At 38.2% G+C, this 23,525-nt stretch carries 28 protein-coding genes; all 28 read left to right on the top strand.

The features are described 5' to 3' along the window. Positions 1-2: 2 nt before the first annotated feature. Positions 3-503 carry a DUF669 domain-containing protein gene (locus CYJ57_RS03160; RefSeq protein ID WP_101954040.1) on the top strand — a complete coding sequence of 167 codons (501 nt, stop codon included), beginning with the start codon at positions 3-5 and terminating at the stop codon, positions 501-503. Then, positions 487-2,856: a phage/plasmid primase, P4 family gene (locus tag CYJ57_RS03155; protein ID WP_101954039.1), complete on the top strand. Its 2,370-nt coding sequence runs from the start codon at positions 487-489 to the stop codon at positions 2,854-2,856. Before CYJ57_RS03160 ends, CYJ57_RS03155 begins: the two co-directional genes overlap by 17 nt. A gap of 292 nt (positions 2,857-3,148) precedes the next feature. Then, positions 3,149-3,466, top strand: coding sequence for a VRR-NUC domain-containing protein (locus CYJ57_RS03150; RefSeq protein ID WP_180764367.1), 318 nt, complete (start codon positions 3,149-3,151; stop codon positions 3,464-3,466). Next, positions 3,453-3,782: a MazG-like family protein gene (locus tag CYJ57_RS03145; protein ID WP_244896574.1), complete on the top strand. Its 330-nt coding sequence runs from the start codon at positions 3,453-3,455 to the stop codon at positions 3,780-3,782. The genes CYJ57_RS03150 and CYJ57_RS03145 overlap by 14 nt, the downstream gene beginning before the upstream one ends. Before the next feature lie 4 nt (positions 3,783-3,786). Continuing rightward, positions 3,787-4,398, top strand: a complete 612-nt coding sequence (locus CYJ57_RS03140) for a hypothetical protein (protein ID WP_101954038.1) — start codon at positions 3,787-3,789, stop codon at positions 4,396-4,398. Positions 4,399-4,400: 2 nt separating this feature from the next. Beyond that, positions 4,401-4,862: a hypothetical protein gene (locus tag CYJ57_RS03135; RefSeq protein ID WP_101954037.1), complete on the top strand. Its 462-nt coding sequence runs from the start codon at positions 4,401-4,403 to the stop codon at positions 4,860-4,862. A 2-nt stretch (positions 4,863-4,864) separates the two neighbouring features. Then, positions 4,865-5,272: a hypothetical protein gene (locus CYJ57_RS03130; RefSeq protein ID WP_101954036.1), complete on the top strand. Its 408-nt coding sequence runs from the start codon at positions 4,865-4,867 to the stop codon at positions 5,270-5,272. A 3-nt stretch (positions 5,273-5,275) separates the two neighbouring features. Beyond that, entirely contained in the window at positions 5,276-5,557 is a 282-nt protein-coding gene (locus CYJ57_RS03125) for a DUF1599 domain-containing protein (protein WP_101954035.1), read from the top strand. A 199-nt stretch (positions 5,558-5,756) separates the two neighbouring features. Continuing rightward, positions 5,757-6,245, top strand: a complete 489-nt coding sequence (locus tag CYJ57_RS03115) for a hypothetical protein (protein ID WP_101954033.1) — start codon at positions 5,757-5,759, stop codon at positions 6,243-6,245. Next, positions 6,242-6,667 (top strand): hypothetical protein, encoded by a 426-nt coding sequence (locus CYJ57_RS03110; protein WP_101954032.1) that lies wholly within the window; start codon positions 6,242-6,244, stop codon positions 6,665-6,667. Before CYJ57_RS03115 ends, CYJ57_RS03110 begins: the two co-directional genes overlap by 4 nt. A gap of 237 nt (positions 6,668-6,904) precedes the next feature. Next, positions 6,905-7,396, top strand: coding sequence for a terminase small subunit (locus CYJ57_RS03105; RefSeq protein ID WP_425319851.1), 492 nt, complete (start codon positions 6,905-6,907; stop codon positions 7,394-7,396). Beyond that, the gene (locus tag CYJ57_RS03100) at positions 7,371-8,666 is read left to right on the top strand and encodes a PBSX family phage terminase large subunit (protein WP_101954031.1); all 1,296 of its coding nucleotides are present in this window, start codon (positions 7,371-7,373) and stop codon (positions 8,664-8,666) included. The genes CYJ57_RS03105 and CYJ57_RS03100 overlap by 26 nt, the downstream gene beginning before the upstream one ends. Before the next feature lie 12 nt (positions 8,667-8,678). Continuing rightward, positions 8,679-10,184 carry a phage portal protein gene (locus tag CYJ57_RS03095; RefSeq protein WP_101954030.1) on the top strand — a complete coding sequence of 502 codons (1,506 nt, stop codon included), beginning with the start codon at positions 8,679-8,681 and terminating at the stop codon, positions 10,182-10,184. A gap of 10 nt (positions 10,185-10,194) precedes the next feature. Then, positions 10,195-11,826: a phage minor capsid protein gene (locus CYJ57_RS03090; protein ID WP_101954029.1), complete on the top strand. Its 1,632-nt coding sequence runs from the start codon at positions 10,195-10,197 to the stop codon at positions 11,824-11,826. A 68-nt stretch (positions 11,827-11,894) separates the two neighbouring features. Beyond that, positions 11,895-12,053, top strand: a complete 159-nt coding sequence (locus tag CYJ57_RS03085) for a hypothetical protein (RefSeq protein ID WP_244896573.1) — start codon at positions 11,895-11,897, stop codon at positions 12,051-12,053. Between the two features lie 376 nt (positions 12,054-12,429). Beyond that, entirely contained in the window at positions 12,430-13,008 is a 579-nt protein-coding gene (locus CYJ57_RS03080; protein WP_101954027.1) for a phage scaffolding protein, read from the top strand. Between the two features lie 22 nt (positions 13,009-13,030). After that, on the top strand, positions 13,031-13,924 hold the full coding sequence (locus tag CYJ57_RS03075; RefSeq protein WP_101954026.1) for a phage capsid protein: 894 nt from the start codon (positions 13,031-13,033) through the stop codon (positions 13,922-13,924). 18 nt (positions 13,925-13,942) lie between these two features. Next, on the top strand, positions 13,943-14,140 hold the full coding sequence (locus CYJ57_RS03070; RefSeq protein ID WP_101954025.1) for a hypothetical protein: 198 nt from the start codon (positions 13,943-13,945) through the stop codon (positions 14,138-14,140). Between the two features lie 70 nt (positions 14,141-14,210). Beyond that, the gene (locus CYJ57_RS03065) at positions 14,211-14,597 is read left to right on the top strand and encodes a head-tail connector protein (protein WP_219525553.1); all 387 of its coding nucleotides are present in this window, start codon (positions 14,211-14,213) and stop codon (positions 14,595-14,597) included. Beyond that, positions 14,587-14,913, top strand: a complete 327-nt coding sequence (locus CYJ57_RS03060) for a putative minor capsid protein (protein WP_101954024.1) — start codon at positions 14,587-14,589, stop codon at positions 14,911-14,913. The genes CYJ57_RS03065 and CYJ57_RS03060 overlap by 11 nt, the downstream gene beginning before the upstream one ends. Next, complete coding sequence (locus CYJ57_RS03055) at positions 14,913-15,269, top strand: minor capsid protein (RefSeq protein ID WP_101954023.1); 357 nt, start codon at positions 14,913-14,915, stop codon at positions 15,267-15,269. Before CYJ57_RS03060 ends, CYJ57_RS03055 begins: the two co-directional genes overlap by 1 nt. Beyond that, positions 15,266-15,670 carry a minor capsid protein gene (locus CYJ57_RS03050; RefSeq protein ID WP_101954022.1) on the top strand — a complete coding sequence of 135 codons (405 nt, stop codon included), beginning with the start codon at positions 15,266-15,268 and terminating at the stop codon, positions 15,668-15,670. Before CYJ57_RS03055 ends, CYJ57_RS03050 begins: the two co-directional genes overlap by 4 nt. After that, positions 15,670-16,134, top strand: coding sequence for a phage tail tube protein (locus tag CYJ57_RS03045; RefSeq protein ID WP_101954021.1), 465 nt, complete (start codon positions 15,670-15,672; stop codon positions 16,132-16,134). The genes CYJ57_RS03050 and CYJ57_RS03045 overlap by 1 nt, the downstream gene beginning before the upstream one ends. A gap of 53 nt (positions 16,135-16,187) precedes the next feature. Beyond that, complete coding sequence (locus CYJ57_RS03040; protein WP_101954020.1) at positions 16,188-16,568, top strand: hypothetical protein; 381 nt, start codon at positions 16,188-16,190, stop codon at positions 16,566-16,568. Between the two features lie 3 nt (positions 16,569-16,571). After that, positions 16,572-17,156 (top strand): Gp15 family bacteriophage protein, encoded by a 585-nt coding sequence (locus CYJ57_RS03035; protein WP_101954019.1) that lies wholly within the window; start codon positions 16,572-16,574, stop codon positions 17,154-17,156. A gap of 13 nt (positions 17,157-17,169) precedes the next feature. Then, entirely contained in the window at positions 17,170-20,679 is a 3,510-nt protein-coding gene (locus tag CYJ57_RS03030; protein WP_101954018.1) for a tape measure protein, read from the top strand. Beyond that, the gene (locus CYJ57_RS03025; RefSeq protein WP_101954017.1) at positions 20,676-21,392 is read left to right on the top strand and encodes a phage tail protein; all 717 of its coding nucleotides are present in this window, start codon (positions 20,676-20,678) and stop codon (positions 21,390-21,392) included. Before CYJ57_RS03030 ends, CYJ57_RS03025 begins: the two co-directional genes overlap by 4 nt. Further along, positions 21,393-23,522 carry a phage tail spike protein gene (locus tag CYJ57_RS03020; protein WP_101954016.1) on the top strand — a complete coding sequence of 710 codons (2,130 nt, stop codon included), beginning with the start codon at positions 21,393-21,395 and terminating at the stop codon, positions 23,520-23,522. It abuts the gene before it with no gap. Positions 23,523-23,525 lie beyond the last annotated feature (3 nt).

Genomic DNA, 23,525 nt, shown 5'->3' with positions numbered 1-23,525 from the left:
TTATGGCATTTCAATTTGATTTTAACGACACATTTGAAGGTGGACTGGCAGATGGAACTTACGAGGCAGTGATTTCCTCAATTAGCGAAGATGCAACACAAGGTGGATCAAAATTCATCAACTGTGTACTAACTGTCAGAAATGATGTTGATCAAAAAGGAAAGAATGCGTTAATCTTCCATCGTATTTGGATGGCAAAAGCAACAGGGAAATATAATAAGTCGATGTTAAATACGATTGGTAAATATGCACAGATGAGTGAAAACAAAAAATACGAGTCGCTTGAAGATGTGTTTGAAGACTTAGGCGGAAAGCCCGTGAGAGTTACTGTTAAGAATGAAGAATCAGAATATAACGGAAACACGTACAAAAACTTAAATGTGAAGCGTTGGGATTATACAAAATTCCCGAATGTACAACATCAATTCAAGAAAAAAGAAGGTTCACCGTTTGAGACCAACCAAGAAGCGACGGTGATTAGTGAAGATGACCTGCCATTCTAAAAATCAATACGATTACATTCCTGATGAACTTGTCGAACAAGATAATTGGTGTAACTTCAAACTTGAATGGGATGCAGAACGAGAGAAATTTACAAAACGTCCATACAACAGCAGTACAGGTTACTATGCAAAATCGAACGATCCGACCACATGGTCGGACTTCGATACTGCTGTATCCGTCGTAGATAAATACGATGGGATAGGCTATTTTTTTGACGGAAATTATTACGGGATTGATTTAGACAACGTAGAATCTGAAATCATGCGTTATATGCAAGGAGATAATCAAGATAACATCGTGGCTGAATTCATTGATATTCTCGGAAGTTACGCAGAAATCAGTCCATCTGGAACAGGTGTTCATATTATTTGTAAGGGAACACTCCCACCTGGAGGCAGACGAAAAGGCGACATTGAAATGTACGACAAGGGTCGTTTCTTCACGATGACGGGAAACCGATTAGGCGAGTACCGAGGTATTTATGATGATTCTGAAATGGGAAAAGTTAATTATCTACACCATAAATACATTGGCGAAGATTCAATCTCCGTTCAAGATTTATCGGCAGTGGATGCAGAACTAGGGAATAATTTATCTGAAGATGAAATTATCGAACGAGCCTCCGAGAGTAAAACGGGCATGCGCTTCAAAATGTTCATGGATGGAGCGTGGGAACAGTTTTACAATTCGCAGTCTGAAGCGGATTTAGCATTTTGTAATGATCTAGCTTACTGGACTGCATGTGATCCTCAGAAGATGGATGCGATTTACCGTGAATCAGGCATGATGCGTAGTAAATGGGATGAGAAGCGAGAGAATTCCACCTACGGAGCATTAACGATTCAAAAATCCATTCAAGGTACAACAAACTATTACCAACCCGTGGATGATTTTGATCTAAATATTTTAGATATGTCTTCAAAACCGAAACTGAAACCGAAGCATTTTTCATATGACGATACAGGAAATTCAGGTCGGTTCATGCGTGCATTTGGCGAACGAGTGAAGTATTCATTCAACAATAAAAAATGGTATTACTACTCAGGTAAAGTCTGGGTAATGGATGATTTAGGCAAGGTTTATGAGATGGCAGATATGATTGCAAGGTCAATCTATAAAGAGCCAATTGTCGTCAGTGATGAAACGAACGAAAAACTCGTTGAACAAGCCGAGAAAAACAAGGCAAAACACGTTAAATACAGTCGATCGGTCAGTGGTAAACAACGGATGATTACCGATACCCAACATCGTGTGGCGATTGGTACAGATGCATTTGACCGTGACCCTTACTTATTTAACACGGTGAGTGGCTACATTGATTTAAATAACCGTCATCTGATGAAACACAATCCAAGTAAGATGATGAGTAAAATGTCGTATTCAGAATATAATCCCGAAGCTGATTGTCCGCAATGGATAAACTTCTTGGATGAAATATTTCAAGGTGATCAAGAATTAATCGATTATATCCAACGTGCGATTGGTTATTCGATGTCAGGGGACGTATCGGAACAAGTGATGTTTTTCTTAGTTGGAGACGGTCAAAACGGTAAATCGGTGTTTGTCAACGTCTTAAACGACGTGATGGGTAGTTACGGAACAGCGATCCAACCGTCCACATTGATGGCAAGTAATCGTGACGGGTCGTCAGCGAGTCCTGATATTGCAAGGCTAAAGGGCGCACGTTTCGTCACCACCTCTGAGCCGAATAAAGGCATGAAGCTCGATGAGGGAATCGTCAAGCAGATGACGGGAGACGACAAAATCACAGCTCGTCACTTAAACGCAGAATTCTTCGAGTATAAACCTGAATTCAAAATCTGGATGACAACCAACCATAAGCCAGTTATTCAAGGAACAGACACAGGAATCTGGCGACGGATTGTCATCATCCCGTTTGAGTATCAAATACCGAAAGAAAAAATCGACAAGAAACTAACGAGTAAGCTCAAAGGTGAACTCACAGGTATCTTAAACTGGTGCGTTGACGGTTACGAGATGTGGCGAGAGAACGGACTGATGGAACCTGATTTAATCGCAAAACAACGTGGCGAGTATCGTAACGAAATGGATATCGTGCATCGGTTTGTGGACGAGAATTGTGTGATCAACCCGAATGTAGAGGAGACAGCATCTAATTTATGGAAAGCATACCATTCATGGGTCAAAGAGGGTAACGAATGGGGTCACATGAGCCGAACGAAATTCGGAATTGAATTATCGAAACGATTTGACAAGAAAAGAGACGGAAGAGGATACGTTGTATACCAAGGTTTAAAACTAAATGATTCTGAATTATCAGCAGATGCTAAACGAAGCAATGTCATTAGCTTTTTAGTAGACAATCATTAACGGAGAGTACAGAGGGTTAACGGAGAGTTGCTTTTAAACTCTCCGTATACCTAAACCGTTGGTACAACAATGATAATTATATATTTACGGATAGTACGGATAGTTTTTATATAAGTTATAAATATTTAAAATGAACACCTATATATAGTGCTAAGGGAAAATAAGGTATAACCGTCATTTTTTTCATAACAAAAACTTTCTAATCCATTGCTACACAAGGGATTAGAGATACTGATGGTAATTTTTGAGCTATCCGAAACTATTCATCTAAACATCACTTAGGAGGTGTAATTTGAACAAAGAAACAGCATTAATGAATCGATTGCGAGTTAAAGCATCAGAATATGGAGTTTGTTTTCGGGCAAACGTTGGAAAAGTCAGAATGGCAGATGGACGTTTTTTTGATACAGGATTGCCAAGAGGGTTTTCAGATTTATTCGGAGTTCGTAATGAAGACGGTAAAGCATTTTTCATTGAAGTGAAAACAGAAAAAGGCAGACCGAGCAAAGAACAGTTAAATTTTATTGAACAGATGAATAAACGAGGTGCGCTTGCAGGGATCTGCAGGAATGAAAAAGACGTGGAGGAATTGTTGAATGGAAATTTCTAAAATTAATTTAAATAAATTAGTTGAACAAGTTCAAGGCTGGTTTGTAGAGCGCAACTTGCATACATTTGACGGTACAGCGCAATTGGAGAAGTTGAAAGAAGAAGTACAAGAGTTATTAGACGCACGAGCGAATAATGATGTTGAAGAAGAAATTGACGCAATTGGAGATATTACCGTTGTTTTAATTGGGTATTGTATGCAACGAGGGTTCTCGTTCGCTAAGTGTTTATATTCAGCGTATCAAGTGATTAAGGATAGAAAAGGTAAAGTAATCAACGGGTCGTTCGTTAAAGAAGCAGATTTAAAGGAGGAGTAAAATTATGAGTAAATCAATCAATGAAATTATTAAAGAGAGTCTTATCGAAGAGTTAGATGCAAGTAACATTAAGGCGGGTGAGTTAAGCGATTTTGTTAGACATTTATATGAAAAAGGAATAAAAACGGCTGACTTAACCGAGCGAGTTACGGCATTAAAAGAAGAAATTGAAGCGATATTAGAGGAGATTGCTTTAGAAAATGGCGAGGAAAAGAAAGAAGAGTTTAAACCTGAGTTTGGCGACACGTACTGGGTTGTTAGAAGTAACGGAGAAGTTGTCCACCTATTTTGGACAGACCATTCCTATGATGATATAGCACTACAAAACAACGCAATCTTCAAAACGCAAGAAGAAGCCGAATTTGAAGCAGAACGCCTTAAAGTGTTGCGTGAGTTAGAAAAACTAGGGAGAGCGTTTAGACCATACGGAGAAAACTACAGTATCGAGTTAGAATATCCTTTACTACACAAAGAAAGATTATCTATTAGTATCTTTGGTGCAACGCAACATTGTTTTGGCAATTACTACTTTGACACCGAAGAAGAAGCGCAAGAAGCAATCAATATAATCGGCGAAGAACGTATCAAAAAATACTTATTCGGAGTGGAGGAGTAAATATGAACGAAGAAATCAACAAGCTCATTGAAGAATTTGAAGCGAGATTGAAAGAGGTAAAAGATAAATATGAAAAGATAAAGCCTAAACTTGGTTATACGGAAACGTATTGGTATATACATAATGACGGACGTGTGTTTAGTGATTTTTGGGGCGACACACAGCCTGAGCACAATATATTTGCCATTGGAAACGTCTTTAAAACTAAAGAAGAAGCGGAGTTCGAGGTTGAAAGACGAAAAGTGCTGCACGAATTGAGTATGATGGGAAGACCTTTTAAGGAGAACGCAAAAAATTGGGTGGTTTCGTTGGATATTGACAACAATATCTCGGCTACTTATTCGGTTTTCAGTAGGTTTGTTTACGGAGACTATTACTTTGACACTGAAAATGAAGCGCTTGAATATGTTGAAAAAATAGGCGCAGACAGAATTAAAAAATACCTGTTTGGAATCGAGGAATAGCTATGCAACCTTGGGAAGAATTCAAGCGTAAATATCCGTCAGGCGAAGTGATGTATTCAATTGATGGCGAATATCTCGGTCTTATTAGAATAAATACTTTAAACGTATTATGTGGTTATGTGAAATTGCCTGAAAATCATCCGTACATCGGATTAGATTTATACGATATTATGCACGTTAATAATCCGTTATACGAGCTTGATGTTCACGGTGGTGTGACTTTTGCTGATTATATCGAAGGTGGTTGCGCACACGTAGGCGATTATGCAATTGGCTTCGATTGTGCGCACGCAGGCGATTATGTGCCGAGATTTAGTGACTTTACGCCTTTAGCAGACGGTATATGGCGAGATGAAACATTCGTCATCAACGAGCTTAAAAGTTTGACGGAACAGTTAAGGGGGATATAAAACATGGGTATCGATAAAACAAATCAATTTAAAAAAATAACCGATAAACTCCTATCCATTTACATCGATAAAAACCACGATTACGGTGGCAGTTTCGGTGATACGTTTAAAAAATTAGGCATTATTTCAGCCGTAACACGTATTACGGATAAAACCAACCGATTAATCTCACTATCAACAAAAGAAGCTCGGGTCAACGATGAATCGATTGAAGATACATTAATGGACTTAGCAAATTACGCTATTATGACGTTGATTGAGTTAAGAGGTGAATCGGATGAATAACATCGACTACCTCAGTCGAAAAACATTGAAAGACATCTATGACCTTGTGGAAGAATATTTTGAGCTACCTCATGATTTCGGCGAAGTCACTTTAAGTGACATACGGATGCTGCTTTCAGATTATTATGAAAACGTTGATTTCATTCTTAACAGTCAAGCCAGACGATATGATCAATATATTAATAGGGGTGATTGATGAATGGATGGCTATGAACAATTAGCGATAGCGATCGTACAAAGTGCTGTCAGTGATTATATTGCGAGGGTTAGATCTGCTGCTTTAAAGGGTTACGTTGATGAAGATTGCAACGTGCGTGAAGAGTGTATGCTGTATGTTGATTCAGTTGAAATCCGAAAGTTAATCCGATTCTTTAAATCGGATTATTGCTACCTGCTATCAGGTGTGGATGGTGATTTAATTATTGAAAAGGCGAATCATCAAATCAAAACTAAACGTGATTTTAAACCTGTCCCATTTATAAATAAAAGGAAAAATAAAACCAAACCGTTGATTGCAACAAGAATATCAACCGGGGAAGAAAAAGAATTCGACAGTATCGTTCAGTGCTCAAATTATTTTGGGATTGCTGAATCTGCAGTCAGCACTGCTGTGAGGTACGGCAAAGTTGGATCAAGGAGCAGATTGAAAGGTTGGACGTTTAAATTTAAAAAGGACGTGACAGATTGAACGCAAAAGAGTTTTTAAATCAAGTGCGATATAATGATGCTAATATCGCCTCAAGAATCGAAGAACGAAACCGACTATGGATAAGCTTAACGTCCATTAAATCAAGCCGAATTAAAGAAATATCCGTCCAAGAGTCAAACCAAAGAAAAGATGATAGATTAGATCGTGTGGTGGAGTTAGATTGTTACATAGATAAAGAGATAGATAAATTATATAAATTAAAGTTAGAAGTATCTCGTAGGATAGACAGATGCAGCGAAAGTATAAATTCAATCATCTTAAGAGAGCGTTATTTAAACTATAAATCATGGGACGATATAGCGATACTGTTAAATTATGATAAAAGACACATTTTGAGAATTCATGGTCATGCTTTGATTGATTTTTCAAATCATAATCAAGATGTCACTAAATGTCACTAAATGTCACTGAATGTCACCCCCACTTCTGATATTATGGTAGTGTGGAAATGAACCACAAAACTCAACTATATAAACTATAAATCTTTACTCAAAACGGCAATCCATAACAGATTGCGACGGAACGTTTCAGTAAAGTCAGTCGTTACTCCATTTCCGACTGTTATATATATCGCCACCTCTATTTTAGGGGTGGTATTTATTTTTCATTTTATTAGGTGGTGGTGGAAAATCAGTAAACTGACACTGAAGCAACAACGATTCGCTGATGAGTACATCATCAGTGGGAATATCTATCAATCCGCAATTAAAGCTGGTTATAGCGAAAATTATGCTAGAACAAACGCTAGCAAATTGTTAGAAAAAGATAGTATAAAAGCGTACATAAAAAATAAAATCAAAGAGATTGAATCAAAGCAGATAGCCACAGCAAGTGAAGTATTGAAGGTATTTACATCTGTTTTGAGAGGCGAACGTTTTGAGGTTAAGCAAGAGATCAATCCGATAACTGGTGAGGTCGTTGAACTTAAACAACCGCCTGCGATAAAAGAAGTGATACGTGCTGGTAGCGAATTAATGAAACGTTATCCGACAGCTGCGGAAAGCGAAAAGCTAAAACTCGAAATCGAAAAGCTAAAACAACAACTTGCTGAGGAAGATATATCCACACAACAAATAGGCTTTACGTTTGACAGAGGTGAAGCAGATGCTAAATATAGCAACTCTGATTAATCCTGCGTTTGACGAAGTTTTATTTACAGATAAGCCGTATGTTGTGCTTAAGGGCGGACGAGCTTCAACGAAGTCATCAATAATTGTTTTAAAGATGCTCTTAGATTTTTTAGCGGATCCCAAGGCGAATGTTCTTTGTCTTAGGAAAGTCGGTAAGTATTTGTCTACTTCTGTTTATGAACAGGTAAAATGGGCGATTTACATGCTAGGTGTAGAGAAACAATTTAGGTTTTATTCCAGTCCGCTCAAAATTGTGCACAAGCAAACACAAACTGCTTTTTATTTCTCAGGTGTAGATGACCCAATGAAATTAAAAGGTTTCAAAATTGCTCAAGGGTATATCCATGCATTGTGGTATGAGGAATTGGCTGAGTTTTCAGGCAGAGAAGATATTGACGTTGTGGAAGATACATTCTTGCGTGTTGATTTGCCTAACGGTAAGCCAGTGAAAGTTTATTATTCGTATAATCCGCCTAAAAATCCATATGACTGGATTAATTTGTGGGTAGCTGAAAAGGAAACAGATCCTGATTATCTTGTACATCATTCGACTTATTTGGATGACAAATACGGATTTTTAGGCAAGCAAATGATTAAAAAGATTGAGAATTACAAAGTAACAGATCCTGATTATTATCGATGGATGTATCTAGGAGAGGTAATTGGATTAGGTACGCATATATATAACATGGGACACTTTAAGATGTTAAAAAAATTGCCATCCGACGATAAATTAATAGGAATTGTATTCGGACTAGATACCGGACACCAACAATCGGCAACAGCGTGTGTGGCATGTGGTATTACTGTAAAAGGCAAGCTTATTTTGCTTGATACACTGTATTATAATCCGTCTGGCAAAGAGAATAAGTTAGCGCCTAGTCAATTATCTGTATTAGTTCATGACTTTGTTGACGAAATAATGTTTCGATACAAAGGAGTTCCTAAGTTAAAGATGACGATTGATTCAGCTGAAGGGGCTTTGCGAAATCAGTATAAGTTGGATTATGGAGAAGTATGGCATCCGGTTGCAAAGAAGAAAAAACAAACAATGATAGATCACGTCCTTAGTTTACTTGCTGAGGGACGTTTTTATTATCTAGAAACTGAGAACAACAAAATATTTTACGAAGAGCATAAGATGTATCGGTATGATGAAAAGACCATCGAATCATCAGAACCTAAAGTGATTAAAGAGGATGATCACTCGGTTGATGCGTTTCAATATCTTGTTTTGGATAATGCAAGATTACTAGATTTGAAAGTATAGGAGTTGATACCTGTGGGGGTGATTAACACCATCAAAAATTGGTTTACAAGGGGGAAAGGGATAGTGAACCCAATCAAAAGCATCTTAGATCACGAGAGAGTTGCTGTATCGAAAGAGGAATATGCAAGAATTCAAGAGAATTTGCGCTATTACGAATCGAGAGATAATCGAGTTAGTTATACAAATACGGAATACCAAATTCGAGAACGTGATTTTAAACATTTACCCATTGCTAGAACAGCGTGTAAGAAGATTGCGGGGCTCATTTATAACGAGCAAGCAGAAGTAAAGATTGATAACGAGGCGGCTAACGAATTTATTAACGAAACACTCAAGAGAGATCGTTTTAATAAGAACTTCGAGCGCTATTTAGAATCTGCTCTGGCTTTAGGTGGTATGGCAATGCGACCTTATTTAGACGGAGAAAGAATTCGAGTTGCGTTTATTCAAGCGCCAGTCTTTTTCCCTTCTCAGACGAATACGCAAGACATATCGAGTGCTGTGATTGCGATGAAGTCAACAAAAGCGGATAAGAATAATATTCGATATTATACGCTTTTAGAAATACACGAGTGGTTGTCTGATGGTAAATATAAAATTAGCAACGAATTGTATCGTTCTGACATTAAAGAAAATTTAGGAAATCAAGTGCCACTGTCTGAGTTATACGATGATTTAGAAGAAAGTACAGTTTTCACAGGATTATCTCGTCCGTTATTTACTTATTTTCGGACTCCTGGAATGAATAACAAAGACATTAATAGCTCACTAGGATTATCTATTTTTGACAATGCTAAGACGACAATTGACTTTATTAACACGACTTACGACGAATTTGCATGGGAAATTAAGATGGGGCAGCGAAGAGTAGCTGTTCCTGCTCAAACAGTTCGAACGTATTATGACCAAAGAGGCGATAAGGTTGTAATGAAACAACACTTTGACCCCGATCAAAATGTTTTTGTTCAGTTGGATAGCGGGGCAGATGATAAACCGGTTGGAGTTCATGATTTAACAACTGAGATACGTTCGGAATCATATATCGCTGCGATTAATCAAGGCTTAAAATTATTTGAGATGCAAATAGGTGTTTCGTCAGGCATGTTTACTTTTGATGGCAAATCAATGAAAACAGCGACAGAAGTTGTGTCAGAGAATTCTGATACTTATCAAATGCGGAATTCGATTGTTTCATTAGTTGAGCATTCAATGAGCGAGTTAATTGTATCTATCTGTGAATTAGCCAAAGCGACAGGATTATATACAGGAGAAATTCCTACGTTGGATGAAATTACAATTAATTTAGACGATGGTATTTTTGCGGATAAGAATGCAGAGCTAGATTACTGGAGCAAAGCGTTAGCAGCTGGATTAGTTCCTAAACGTTATGCGATTGAGAAAGCTCTCGGAATGACCGAGGAACAAGCTCAGGTGTTGGCGGATGAAATCGAAAAAGAAACAACGCAAGCAATGAACCGAAATAGAAGCCAATTTGATATTGACGTTTATGGTGAGTAGGTGATTTTCATTGTCTAGAAAGCTAGATCTTGAAGAATTGCAATTTAATCAAGAACAATATTTTTTGACTGGTGATAAGGTGGCAGATATCTATCATCAGTTGCAAACAGATATGTTTTTGAGAACTGTTAGGCGATTAGCCAGGCGTGGCACCGCAGATTTAGAGCGTGAACCATATATTTGGCAATTGGAAAAGTTGAACGATATGCATATGCTAAACGAGCATAACATTCAATTAATTCTTAAGTATTCAGGAGTTGCTGAGAAAGCGTTGAGAAATGCAATTGAGAATGAAGGTTTCAAAGTATACAAAGATACCTACGAGCAATTAGCCGAAGATATGCAAATGGGCGGAACTGTTGCAGAGCATTATGAAGTTCAAAAAGCACTCAAGGCTTATTCTGATCAGACGTTCAGAGAAGTGAATAACATGATTAACACTAGCTTACCTACTGAATCACGACTGATGTATGAAGATGTCATTACTCAGACAGTTGCCGAGGTAGTCACTGGCACAAAATCAGCGCAACAAGCCTTAAGTGACACCATCTATAAATGGTTTGATCGTGGGTTTTATGGTTTCACAGATAAAGCGGGGCGGAGATGGCAAGCAGATGTGTACGCTAAAACTGTAATTAAATCTACAACTTACCGTGTCTACCGTGAAATGAGAGAGAGACCTGCTGAAGACTTAGGCATTGATACGTATTATTACTCAATGAAAGCTACAGCAAGAGAAGCGTGCGCTCCTTTGCAACATCAGATTGTAACTAAAGGGGTTGGATTTACAGCTGAAGATGGTACAGAAGTGTTATCCCTTGCTGATCATGGGTATGGTTCGCCTGGGGGCTGTCTAGGCATTAACTGCGGCCATATGATGACACCTTTTATCATTGGTGCGAACAGAAAACCTGACCTACCCGATTATTTAAAGAACATCACACCCGAACAGGCAGAAGAAAATGCAAGAATGCAACAAAGACAGCGTGCATTTGAACGGAACATCAGAAAAGAAAAAGAGCGCTTGGCAGTGGCTAGAGAATTAAAAGACGTTGACCGAATTCAAAAGTCACAACTTAAAATTAATTCCATGGAGTCAAGCCTGGCTAAATTGATTAAGGGTAATGAATTCTTAGTTAGAAAACAAGAACGAGAACGCTATTATAATAATCCAGAATCATACAATAAAGCTAAGCAAAACATGGAGAAAGCGATTGAAAAAGAGTATAATAAGTTTAATGAAAGACTTAAACAAAAACTCTCTAAGGAGCAGTATCGGGATTTAACAAGTCATGATTTGAAGCGGATTAATAAGGTTATGTCTGAGAATATAGAATTGGGCCAACGACTACGCTTGAAGAATAATAAGCAAGATCAACATATAATTGGTACTGAACAATACAATATTAGAAATGATGGACAGAGTTATTTTAAGAATACAACCAGCAAAGCTTTACATGATTTTATTTTGAGCAAAATTGATATGAAATCAATTTTTAGACATTATCAATTCATTGATATTGAAAAAGATGATGTAGATGCCGTTCATGTATATATGGATGGATCTGATATAGAGGCTGATCAAATAAAGGTTCACCAAAGCGGTAAAGGTATTCATGGTGTTCCGAATAAAAAGAGGTGATTTGTAAGATGGTAGAAGCTAGGAGTTATAATCTTCCTAAATATATTGGCAGAAGCATTATACTACACATGAAAAATGGGAATGTGGACAGAGGTAAATTTTTAAGCTACGATTCTATTTTTGATAACGACATTGGAGATGGTTTTGTACTCGATGTAAACGGAGACGATTCAATTGGCCGTCTAGTCCTTGAAAAAGACGTTGAGAGAGTAGAATTTGAAGATTAGCACTTAACAGTTCTGTTAGGTGCTATTTTTATGAGTTGAGTAGTGAGAAGAAAAGTTGAGAAACGATAAGTAATCGTGAGAAATCTCGATATTATTTCGAGATAAATCGCTGTAAATGTTGATAATAAAGGGTTCTTATCTCGAGAAATCGTGAGAGAATCGTGCGAAAACTACACGTAAATTCACACGATTTCAGAGTAGTTAAGAGTAAGTTCAGAGTAGTTTAAGTCGTAGCAATACGGCTTTTTATTATGTCCTGAATAGGACAATAAACTGTTCACGGACTTGGGTTCAGTCGTAAAACTGCCCACACAAAAAGCCTGGACATGCTTAACTGTCACATTGTCCATCGGACGTAAAAAAAGGAGTAGATAAGATGAGTGTTACTAGAGGAATGTTAAAAGATGCAGGTGTTACTGAAGACGTTAAAATTGATGAGATTATGGATGCTTACAGCCGTGCAATCGGAAGTGCTAAAGCACAAGGCGAATCAGATTTGAAGTCTGAGAATGAATCGCTGCGTAATCAGTTGCAAGAGGTTAATCAAACGATCGAGGAGCTGAAAAACAATGAAACGACAGCACAAGAAGCAAAAGATACCATAGCACAATTACAATCTCAGCTAGCAGATAAAGATGAAGAACATGAAGCGCAACGTTTAATTGACAAACAGACGTTTGCTGTTCAATTAGCGTTGAAAGACACAGACACTTTAGACAGTGACTTACTGTTTAGTTTGATTGACATGGATAAAGTTCAATTTGATGAAAATGGCAGACCGCAACTAGACGACACGATTCAATCACTTAGAGAAAGCAAGCCTTATTTATTTCAAACACAAGCCGAAGAACCGACAGACGATAAATCCCCGTCAATCGTTCGTGGCGGAAATCCAACGGCGGGTAGCGAAAGTGAAGGCGATCCTTTCGAAGCAGCAATGAACATGTACAAATAAATTATTAAAGGAGGCCTATTAAATGGCAGGAGAAAACTTAAACTTACCAGTAAGACGTTATGAGAAGCAATATCGAGGAATGTTACAAACAGTGTTTAGCGCAACTAATGCATTTCAAGGAGCAATCGCACCAATTCAAATTTTAGACGGAGTGCAAAATAACGCATCCGCATTCAGCGTTAAAACGAATAATACTCCAGTAGTGGTTGGAGAATATAAGACAGATAAAGATGTAGCTTTTGGCACAGGAACGTCTAACTCATCACGGTTTGGTCAAATGACGGAAGTTATTTATCAAGATACGGACGTACCATACGATTACACATTAGCTATTAACGAAGGTATTGACCGATTCACGGTGAACAACGATTTAAATGCTGCTATTGCAGACCGTTTACGATTACAGTCAGAAGCTCAAACACGTAAAATGAACAAGCGCATCGGAGAATACGCTTCGAAGGTAGCTGGCAAAGAGGAAACATTAGCTTCTTATGAAGAAAAAGCTATTAGAGATTTATTCAATAAGATCAATACTTACTATGTTGATTTAGAGGTGACAGCGCCAGCGACAGCTTATGTTAAATCAGATTTATATAATGCGATTGTAGACATGGCACACGTTAATAAGGGTAAAGGTTCATCTGTAAACATTGACCGAAACGGATTAGCTTACTACAAAGACATTGCATTACAGCCTGTGGCTGCTCAATATTTTGAAGAAAACACGCAAGCAATTGTCATGCCGAACGGTTTGATTATTCCTTTCGTGGGCATTAACACTGCACGCACGATTACTGCAGTGGACTTTGATGGTGTAATTTTACAAGCAGCCGCTAAAGGTGGACAGTTTATTTTAGAAGATAACAAGAAAGCTGTTATTAAAGTAACGGGGACACCAACTGTCCCAGGACCATAATCAAGGAGATGATAAATAATGGCGAAGTATAAAGTGTTAACAAATTTCGGCACTACAAATGATGGTAAAAACTATACCAAAGGCGAAGAAATCGAAATGAAAGTCGCAGAAGCAGACACAATCAACGAACAGGCGAAAGAGTTGCACAAACGTGAATTCTTAGAGCGTATTGAGGATAAAGTGGAAGATAAAAAAACAGAGCCATCTAAAAAATAAGGAAGGTGATCCAATATCTCTCAACTAGTGAGTGACTAGTCTTTGTATAAATGAGAGGAGTTGATAATGTTTGTATTTGACTGAGATTGAATACATCGAAATGGGTTATGATCCGACTGAACACTTTTCAAAGCTTTATTATAAAGCAAGTGCAATGATAGATATGTATACAAGACACTGTTACAGTTATTGCGATTTTGAAGATGACATAGACATTCGCAAGGATGCAGTAAAAAAAGCTATTGCTCTTCAAATTGCTTATATGGACGAAACAGGTATCGATACAGCTGAAGACAGACAGCATCTAGCCAATATATCCATCGGTAGAACATCTGTGTCTTATGGCGGAACAGATAAGAAAGGTATTAATTTCACACCTTATGGTTTGACTTTAGATGCCTTAAACCTGTTAAACAGCGTTGGGTTTGGATATAGCGGGGTGGCTTATGATCGATAAGCGACTATTAATTGACTCTGTTCAAATCGAAAAAGTTCTAGATAGAGATGAGTGGGGGAAAGAGAGTTATGGGGGCACTTTAACTCTCTCCCCTGTTCGTTTTGATAGAGCGACAACATTAACGCACGGTAGTAAAGATGATACTCAACAAAAGCCAGGCGTTATTTTTGTTTATTCACGCTACTGCAAAGTTATGCTAGATGATAGTTATATTGACGGTCGGATCATTGATGGGGATAAAAAATATAAGGTGATCGGCATTATTCCTATTGGCTTGTATAAGAAAGTAATAGGATACGAAATCGAGGTGATTTGATGAGTGTTGGAGCTGCGTTTCATGTTAATGTTGAAGTTGATTTTTCAGGTGCCGAACGGAAATTCTCGGAGTCATCGATTAAAAAGGGCGAATTAGCAATGGCGAATCAGGCTTTGCTTGATATGGAGCCATATGTGCCTTTACGTGGCGGACGTTTGCGCTCTGGTTCTCATGCTTCGCCTGGTAAGGTAACTTATCCAGGCCCTTACGGAAGAGCTCATTTTTATGGTACGAACGGGATTGTCACTTTCAGAAAATACACTACACCAGGGACAGGCAAACGATGGGATAAACGAGTTCCGAAAGGGACTATTAGAGAGTGGGGTGTCGTTGCAATTAAAGCAATGGGATTATGACAAATGCAATTGATTTTCAAATCCAATTGATAAGATTTATTAATCAGCTTGATCTATCTCTAGTAGCAAGACTCGATTTTCTGACACATGAAGAGGATTTAGTCGTTTTTACTTTGCCTGGTGGCAAAATAGATAAGATGTTTATGGATGGAACACAAGAAGTTAGATTGCCTTATCAAATCGCAATCAAGACGAAAGATAACCAGAAGGGCAGCCACACCTTATGGACGATTAACGAAGCCCTTTCTGAATTTAATCTTGATATACCAAGCGGTAACGAATCTTATCGATTTTTAAGTATTGAGTTGTCTAAACCTTTTTTAGAAGGAGTGGACGAACAGGGATATTATGTTTATTTATTACAATTAGAAGCAAAATTGGAAATAGGAGGAAATATTTAATGGCAAGATTAAAGAACGCTTTACGTGGTCACTTTGTCGCAGAGATTACAGCTGAATCTCCGGATAAAGAGCCAACAAAATGGTTAGAATTAGCAAAGTATATTTCAAATATCGAAACAGAGGACGAGGAAGAATCGGATTCGGAAGGATTCTACGACGGAGATGGAACACCTGAAGAATTCGTGAAGACGTTCGCTGCAGGGTATTCATTCGAAGGTTATCGAGATCATGAAGATGAGGCACAGAATTTAATTTGTGGTATGAAGTATAAGACAGGTGAAGGTCGTCGTGTATGGCATAAAGTTGTATCATCAGATGGTAAAAAACAGTGGGTTGGTAGAGCGAACGTTTCAGCAATAAACGACGGTTCTGGAGAGGCCACTGAAGATGAATCATTTGGATGTACCATTAAGTATGTTGAGACACCGAAAGAATCATCTGTCGTTGAAGGTTCATCAATGTAGGAGGGAAGTCCCCTCCTATTTTTTTATCATTTATTCAGGGGGAATTATATAAAATGTCAAAAGTAATTAAATTTGAGAAGCGAAACAATGTCATTCCAATTGATTTTGGAGAGTTTAAATTGGAATTTGTTGCAAATGACGTTAATTTATTGAAATTAGATAAAATGCACAAAGAATTAGTTAGAGAGTCAAATGAATTAGAAGAACGTATCAATGATGATAACGTACATGAAATGTTAGAAGCGCTACGTCAGTTAGTATCTAAAGCATGGGATGAAACATTTAGCGAAGGAACATTCAATCGTGTTTATGAGTTTGCAGGGCAGTCTGTAACTGTAACTGTGAATTATTTTGTTCAAATGTTCGAAGGGATTGCTGAAGAGTATCAAGATCAAATGGATACGGAAAAGTTAAAGAAGTATATCGAGGACTAACACATGGACATCTCTCGGAAGTTAGTTGATAAATACGTAATTGGAGACAAAGAATACACCTTAAATTTAGCGTTTAATGTAGTTTTAAAGGTGATTGAACTAATGAGGGATGATTCAGTTGATGAGATTAATCGTTTGTTTACAGCGTTATTTTTGTTCTTTGGTGAGGATGTAAGAGGAGATCTGACATTAGAGATTGCGACAGAAAGCTTCATGGATATTTTCGATACTTACGTGAGAATGGAAAATGAAGAAGCGGATGTAGTAAGAGATATTAAAGGAAATATAATTCCTCGTGAAATTATTGATAAAAGCAAGTCTGAGGAAGACGATCAACCTTTGTATGATATAAGCCAAGATGGCGAGTATATTTATTCAAGTTTTATGCAAGCATATGGAATTGATTTATTCGATGAACAAAACAAAATGCACTGGCATAAGTTCAATGCATTATTGTCGGGATTGCCTTCAGACACAAAATTTGCTGAAGTGATTCGAATAAGGTCTTGGAAACCGTCCAAAGGCGAAAGTTCTGAGTATAAAAAAGAAATGCGAAGGTTACAAGAAGTATACAGATTATCAAGTTAGGGGGTGAAACTTATTGGCAGATGGAACGGTAATTATTGAGACAAAATTAAACGCTTCAGAAGCTAAATCAGGCATTTCTAGAATAAAAAGTGCGTTTCAAGAGTTGGGTAACTCTGGAGGCCAAGGTGGACTTTTCGGAAAAATTCTAGGTGCAAACTTAGTATCTGCGGGGATTCAAAAAACAATTGGATCTATCTCTGGCGGTGTGCGGTCATTGAATGGCGAATTAACAGAATCATCGATGGCTTGGAAAACATTCGATGGGAACATGCGAATGATTGGTAAATCTAGTTCTGAGATAGACAAAGTGCAGAAGTCGCTACAAGACTTTGCGACTCAAACAATCTATTCTGCATCGGATATGGCCTCAACTTACAGTCAGATGGCAGCAATTGGCTATGATAATACAGAGAAGCTTGTAAAAGGGATGGGTGGACTTGCAGCATCATCTGAACAACCTGCACAAGCGATGAAGACGATGAGTCAGCAAATGACACAAGCACTCTCTAAACCGACAATGCAGTGGCAAGATTTTAAATTGATGATGGAACAAGCCCCGGCTGGGATGGCTATGGTGGCAAAACACATGGGCATGAGCTTGGATGAGATGGTTCTGGCAATTCAAAACGGAGAGATCTCATCTAAAAGTTTTGCAGATGCTGTTGCAGAAGTAGGGACAAACGCAGACTTTTCTAAAATGGCAACAGAATTCAAATCTGCGGGTCAAGCTATGGACGGATTGCGTGAGACACTTTCAAACAAACTCATGCCTGTCTTTGAAAAGTTAGATGGTATAGCCATTAAAGCGATTGAAGGCATTACTGATATGATAGATCGTATTGACTTCACGAAAATAACCGATGGAATTGATACGGCTTTAAATAAAATAAAATCATTTGGTAAGCAAGCAAAGCGAGCTTTTGATGATTTTATGAGTGGGTTTAAATCTACAGGCGCAGCTAAGGCTTTTAGTTCAGCCATGCGTTCAATTGGCGCAGCGATAAAAAATGTACTGAGTGCTTTGAAGCCAGCAAACGCTGACTTTAGAGAGATTGGGAAAGTTGTCGGAGAAGTTGCAAAAGTCATAGCGGATGCCGCTAAAAAAATAGCCGATTTTATATCAAAATTAGATCCTGGACTGATTCAAGGTGTCGTTAAGAGCGTTATCGCACTCAAGTTGGCATTTATGGGACTGAGAACAGCTATGAAGATAAAGAATGCCTTCAACCTATTCCAACCTATACAAAAAGGCCTTGGTGGACTGACACGGTCTGCAGGTCGTTCTAAATCTATAATCGCAAGTACTTTCAACGGAATATCGAACATTATAAAATCAGCTGGGACTTCTATAAAATCCATCCTTTCAGGAATGGGAACAATGTTTCGTGGATTAGGCACAGGCCTATCTAAAGCTTTTAAGGGGATGGGCGATGGCATAAAATCGATTCTTGTCGGTTTGGGTAAGATGACACAATCTATGAACCCAGTTAATATGTTGGCATTCGCAGCAGCAATAGGGATTGTTGTAGCGGCATTTACTCTCCTTGCTACTCAAGGGGAAGGCGTGAAGGCAATTCTTGAAGGTGTTGGATCAATTGTAAATCAATTGATTACAGGCTTTGGGAACCTCTTAGGAACAGTGATTACAAGTTTAGGTACAGCCATTAGCACTATCGCTCAAGGCATTGCATCTGGGATTGCTATGATCATAACGGCTCTTGGACCAAACGTTCAAATTATAGCAAATATGTTTGTTGAAATTACGCAAGTGATCAGTAACGCAGTAGTCCAGATTGTATCTGCTTTAGCTCCTTTTATCCCAGAAATCACAAGGATGGTTGAAGTTGTCGTATCAAATCTACCATTAATAATCGCTGCATTTGGTGAGCTTGCATCAAATGTTGGTTCTGCTATCGCTGAGGTGGTAGGAGCTATCTCGAGCGGTGTTGCTGAAATTCTTTTAGCTTTAGAACCGTTAGTTGAAACGATTGGAGAACAAATTCAAGGAATTATCAAAGAGTTTGGATCCTTCGCAAGAGAAGTCGGTCAAGCAATTAGCGAAGTGGCTGATTCGATCTCTACGGGCGCAGAAAGGATAATTAATGCTTTAACGCCATTAGTCGAGACTGTTCTTGAAGGCGTAGAACAAATTATTCAAGCGTTTGGAGATTTAGCACTTAAAGTTGGCGAAGCTATTGAGAAGGTTAATAATTCCATTGCGAAGATTGTTGATTCATGTACTGAATTCGTTGAACAAATCGGGAGCACAGCAAAAGATATTGCTGAAGCATTTGACATGATTGTGGAGTCATTTACTAAGCTTCAAGGACTAAGCCTTTGGGATATCGGAGCGGGTTTAGCACGTATTGGACTAGGTATGAAGGACATATTAAATGCACAACCTGAGACCATAGCGCAAGGGTTAACGACAATATCAGATGCGCTAGCGAATACGTTCAGAGTGTCTGCATTAGCAACAGACTTCGAAGCGTTAGGTCAAGCATTTGCTGGTTTCCCTTCGCTCGAATCAATTGGAACTGGACTTACTTCTATCGGTACAGCATTGGGTACGATATTTAGAGTATCGGCTTTAGCAACGGACTTTGAAGCGTTGAAGCAAGCGATGAGTGGTTTTCCTGATTTAAGCGGTATAGCAAGTGGATTAAATTCAATCGGAGAAGCTTTTAACTCCATCAACACAAGTGTAAGTTCATCGTTATCTTCACTATCAACCACAGTATCTACAGCGATGACAACAATCAGTAATACGGTATCTCAAAGTTTTTCAGCTGTTGAATCAACTGTGTCAAATTCAATGAGTTCTGTTCAAACAACTGTTACAAACAGTATGAATGCAATTAAGACAGCTGTAACGAATGGATTCCAACAAGTTGTTAATTCGGCTAATACAGGTATGAGTCAATTTGTTAGTGCGATTTCTAATAAAAAAGGAGCGACTTCAAATGCAATGAAAGCATGTATCAATGCGGCTGCGAATATTGCTAGAAGCGCTATTGGCACTTTTAGAAGTATTGGTTCTCAGATTGGGAACGGGCTTGCTCAAGGAATGTACAGCGCCTTAGGAGCAATCACGGCTGCAGCAAATGCAATGGTGGCGCAAGCGAATCGTGCGGCGAGAGCAAAAGCTCGAATCAAATCACCTTCTCGTCTTTTTGCTGATACAGTAGGTAAATTTATTCCTAGAGGGGTTGCAACAGGTATTGATAAGAATACTAAGTATTCAAATCAAGCTATTGAAAATATGATTAGCTCAATGAGTAAATACAAGATGCATCCTGAAGATTTGCTTGGCGGCGGGGCATCAAGTCTAAAACATAAGATGCAATCTGTAGGTAATTCTTTGGGAGTGTTGGGTGGATCTAACACAAACGCAACTTATAACCAAAGCTACACATTGAATGCAACAGGTGGAGATAAAGCGGACTTCTTCACACCTGATAATATGAAACGATTGCTTAAGGAATTTGCATACTACGTTAATCTGGAAGGAGTGAATGCATGACAGCATATATTGAATTCAATGGAATCCGAAGTGATAGTTTAGGATTACGGATTTATAACGACATGACTCATGAGTCTACAGGTTATGATGTTGAAACTGTGGTTGTTCCTGGTCGACACGGCGAGTTGCTGTTAAGCAATAATCGCTTGAAGGCTGTAAATAAATCATTTCCATTCAGATTACTCTCAGAAAAGAATGTAACAGAACAACAAATAAAAATTAGTGAATGGTTGAATGTGGAGGGGTATAAACCTCTCCTTTTATCTTGGGAAAAAGATTTTGAATATCGAGCAGCCTTTATATCCACATTTGAAATAAAAGAGATCTTAAGCAATTTTGGGAAGTTAAAAGTAGATTTTTTAGTCCATCCCATTAAATACTACAAAGATGGATTGAAAATGCGAAGTATAAATAATGGTGAAACCCTAATCGGCAAAGGAAATGTTTCTCCTCAACCAATAATAAAAATTGTCGGCTCAGGCAATTGTGAATTGTCGATTAACGGACGACTGACAAAACTTAGGGACATTCAAGGTGGGATAACCTTAGATATGCAGTCAAATACTATTTATCATGGTATGCAAGGTGCATGGGATAAATTTGTCCGTTCTCCGGAGTCCGTGAAACCTTATTTAGATACAAGTAATAATGTAATCCGGTGGACAGGAAACTTCAAAGTTGAAATTGCACCGCATTGGGGGGTTAAAGTATAGATGAAACCTATTTTATACCCTGCAAATGAAAAAACATTTCTAACATACGGATTAGGCGAGATCAATGCGATAAAAGCAATAGCGACTCGAGAACGAAACGGCAATTACACTTTATATATTGAGTATCCGTCAAACGGAGAGATGGCTAGTGTATTCCAACGAGAAATGAAAATAAAGTCCGATGTTGGTGTGCGCACAAAAAATCAGACCTTTGAAATTAATCGAATCAATAAGAACAGTGACGGTATCATAAAAATATATGCAAAGCATATTAGTCATAAAGCGGAACAATCTGTTTTGAACCCTAATGTTAGTGTCTTAGGAGCCAGTGCGCAAGATGCTCTTTCGACGTGGAACGCTAATTTAATTGGTGGATTGAAGTTCGACGTATGGTCAGATATTGAAACGAATAATTCAACAAATTGGAAAATCGAAGAAATTACTAATGCTCGTGAGGCTTTAATGGGTAAACGAGGTTCTATCCTCGATGTGTGGGGTGGAGAGTACGAATTCGATAATATGACGATAAAACTTCATAAACAGCTAGGTAGAAAGACACCTACCGTCCTTGAATATGGAAGAAACATTGTCAGTGCAGAGTCCGATGAGGACATCGAGAGTACCGTGACTTCTATCTTACCTTTTGCAGTTTATACACCCACAAACGAAGAGGGTAATTCATCTGAAAGTAAAATTGTAACGCTTGATGAAAAAATTATTGATGGTGATTACCTAGATTTATATGCCAATCGAAGAATCGCAACGATTGATCTATCTTCAAAATTTAAACAAGACGAAGTGCCAACACAAGATAAATTGAGAAGTATAGCTGAAAGCTATGTGAAAAACAATCGCATTGGGATGCCAAAGATAAACACTAAAATTGAGTACATCGATTTATCAACTACATTGGATTATCAAAGCTTGAAATTAGTTGAAGAAATCGAATTATGCGATATTGTTCCGATATTCTATCCTAAACTAGGTATCACATCAGAAGATGCAAAAGTTGTTGTTGTAAATTATAACGTCTTATTAGATCGAAATGATTCCATAGAAGTTGGGACCATAGGCTCTGGTTTTCGTTCTGCATTAACTGGAGATATCGAAGACAGATTATTTGATTTAGAAAACCGACAAGAAAACCTTGAGGATGAATTGCCTAAGTACCTCGTCAATAGTCTGGGAAATCGAATTTGGTATGATACGCCACCTTCAAATATCGAACATAAAATTGGTGATACTTGGTTTGAAAAGAATGGGAAATATCATCGAATTTACGTCTGGAATGGCGAAACTTGGGAAAAGTTAATAGATACAGAAACATTTGATCGAGAAATTCAAGAAAAAATCAACGCTTTCGAATCTAAAGTCAAAGAATTCGACGAACAATTTCAAGCGACTCAAGAGCGTAATCAATCTGAGTTGGATGCGTTTAGAAAAGAGTTGGATTCACTCGATCTACCGACCGATGTTATAAATGACATGGAAGCAAAAATCAATGCACTAAGAGATCGAACTGAAATGAGTTTGGATTTAATCGGAAATGACGGAGTCACTCGATATAACAAGAACCTGTTAAAAGGCGAGTTTAAGCGCAAAGTACTTTTCGATAACCCAATCACTGAGATCGTTGCGAATGACGGAGGCTTTAAGGCAGGTCAGACGTATACGATTAGTTTTGATGCGATATGTGAGATGCTGCAAAAAGCTATTTTAAATGTGCATCTTGAAGCTCCGTCTGAGATTTTAAAAGCACAGCTCAAATTAGTACCTGAACGAGAACGATTAGAAACGTTCGAAGTTGAGTCAAGTAGTCATGAGAACAAGTTCAATGTGATTGCTGACGAGTCTTATCAAATAACGATATCTGGTGATTGGTATAAGGAGCAAGCATTCAAGCACAGCATCAATAAAAATGACACGAAGCGTGTAGAACTGCAGTTTAAAGATATTGCGGACGGCAACCTTGACAACAGTTGGGTTGGCGAATGGTCAAGCGAGCCGATATTGATATTAAACGGTGGACGTGAGAACGAGATACCGACCGTACTAGATTCCAACGGTGGAAATTGGATAGTTGGCGAATGGGCGGAACAGCCTGAAATTATTTTTAACGAAAGGAGCTGATGT

Source organism: Falseniella ignava (assembly GCF_002847645.1).
Classification (GTDB): Bacteria; Bacillota; Bacilli; order Lactobacillales; family Aerococcaceae; genus Falseniella; species Falseniella ignava.
Note: the sequence above shows the minus strand (reverse complement) of the source record. Positions and strands in the feature narration are given on the sequence as shown.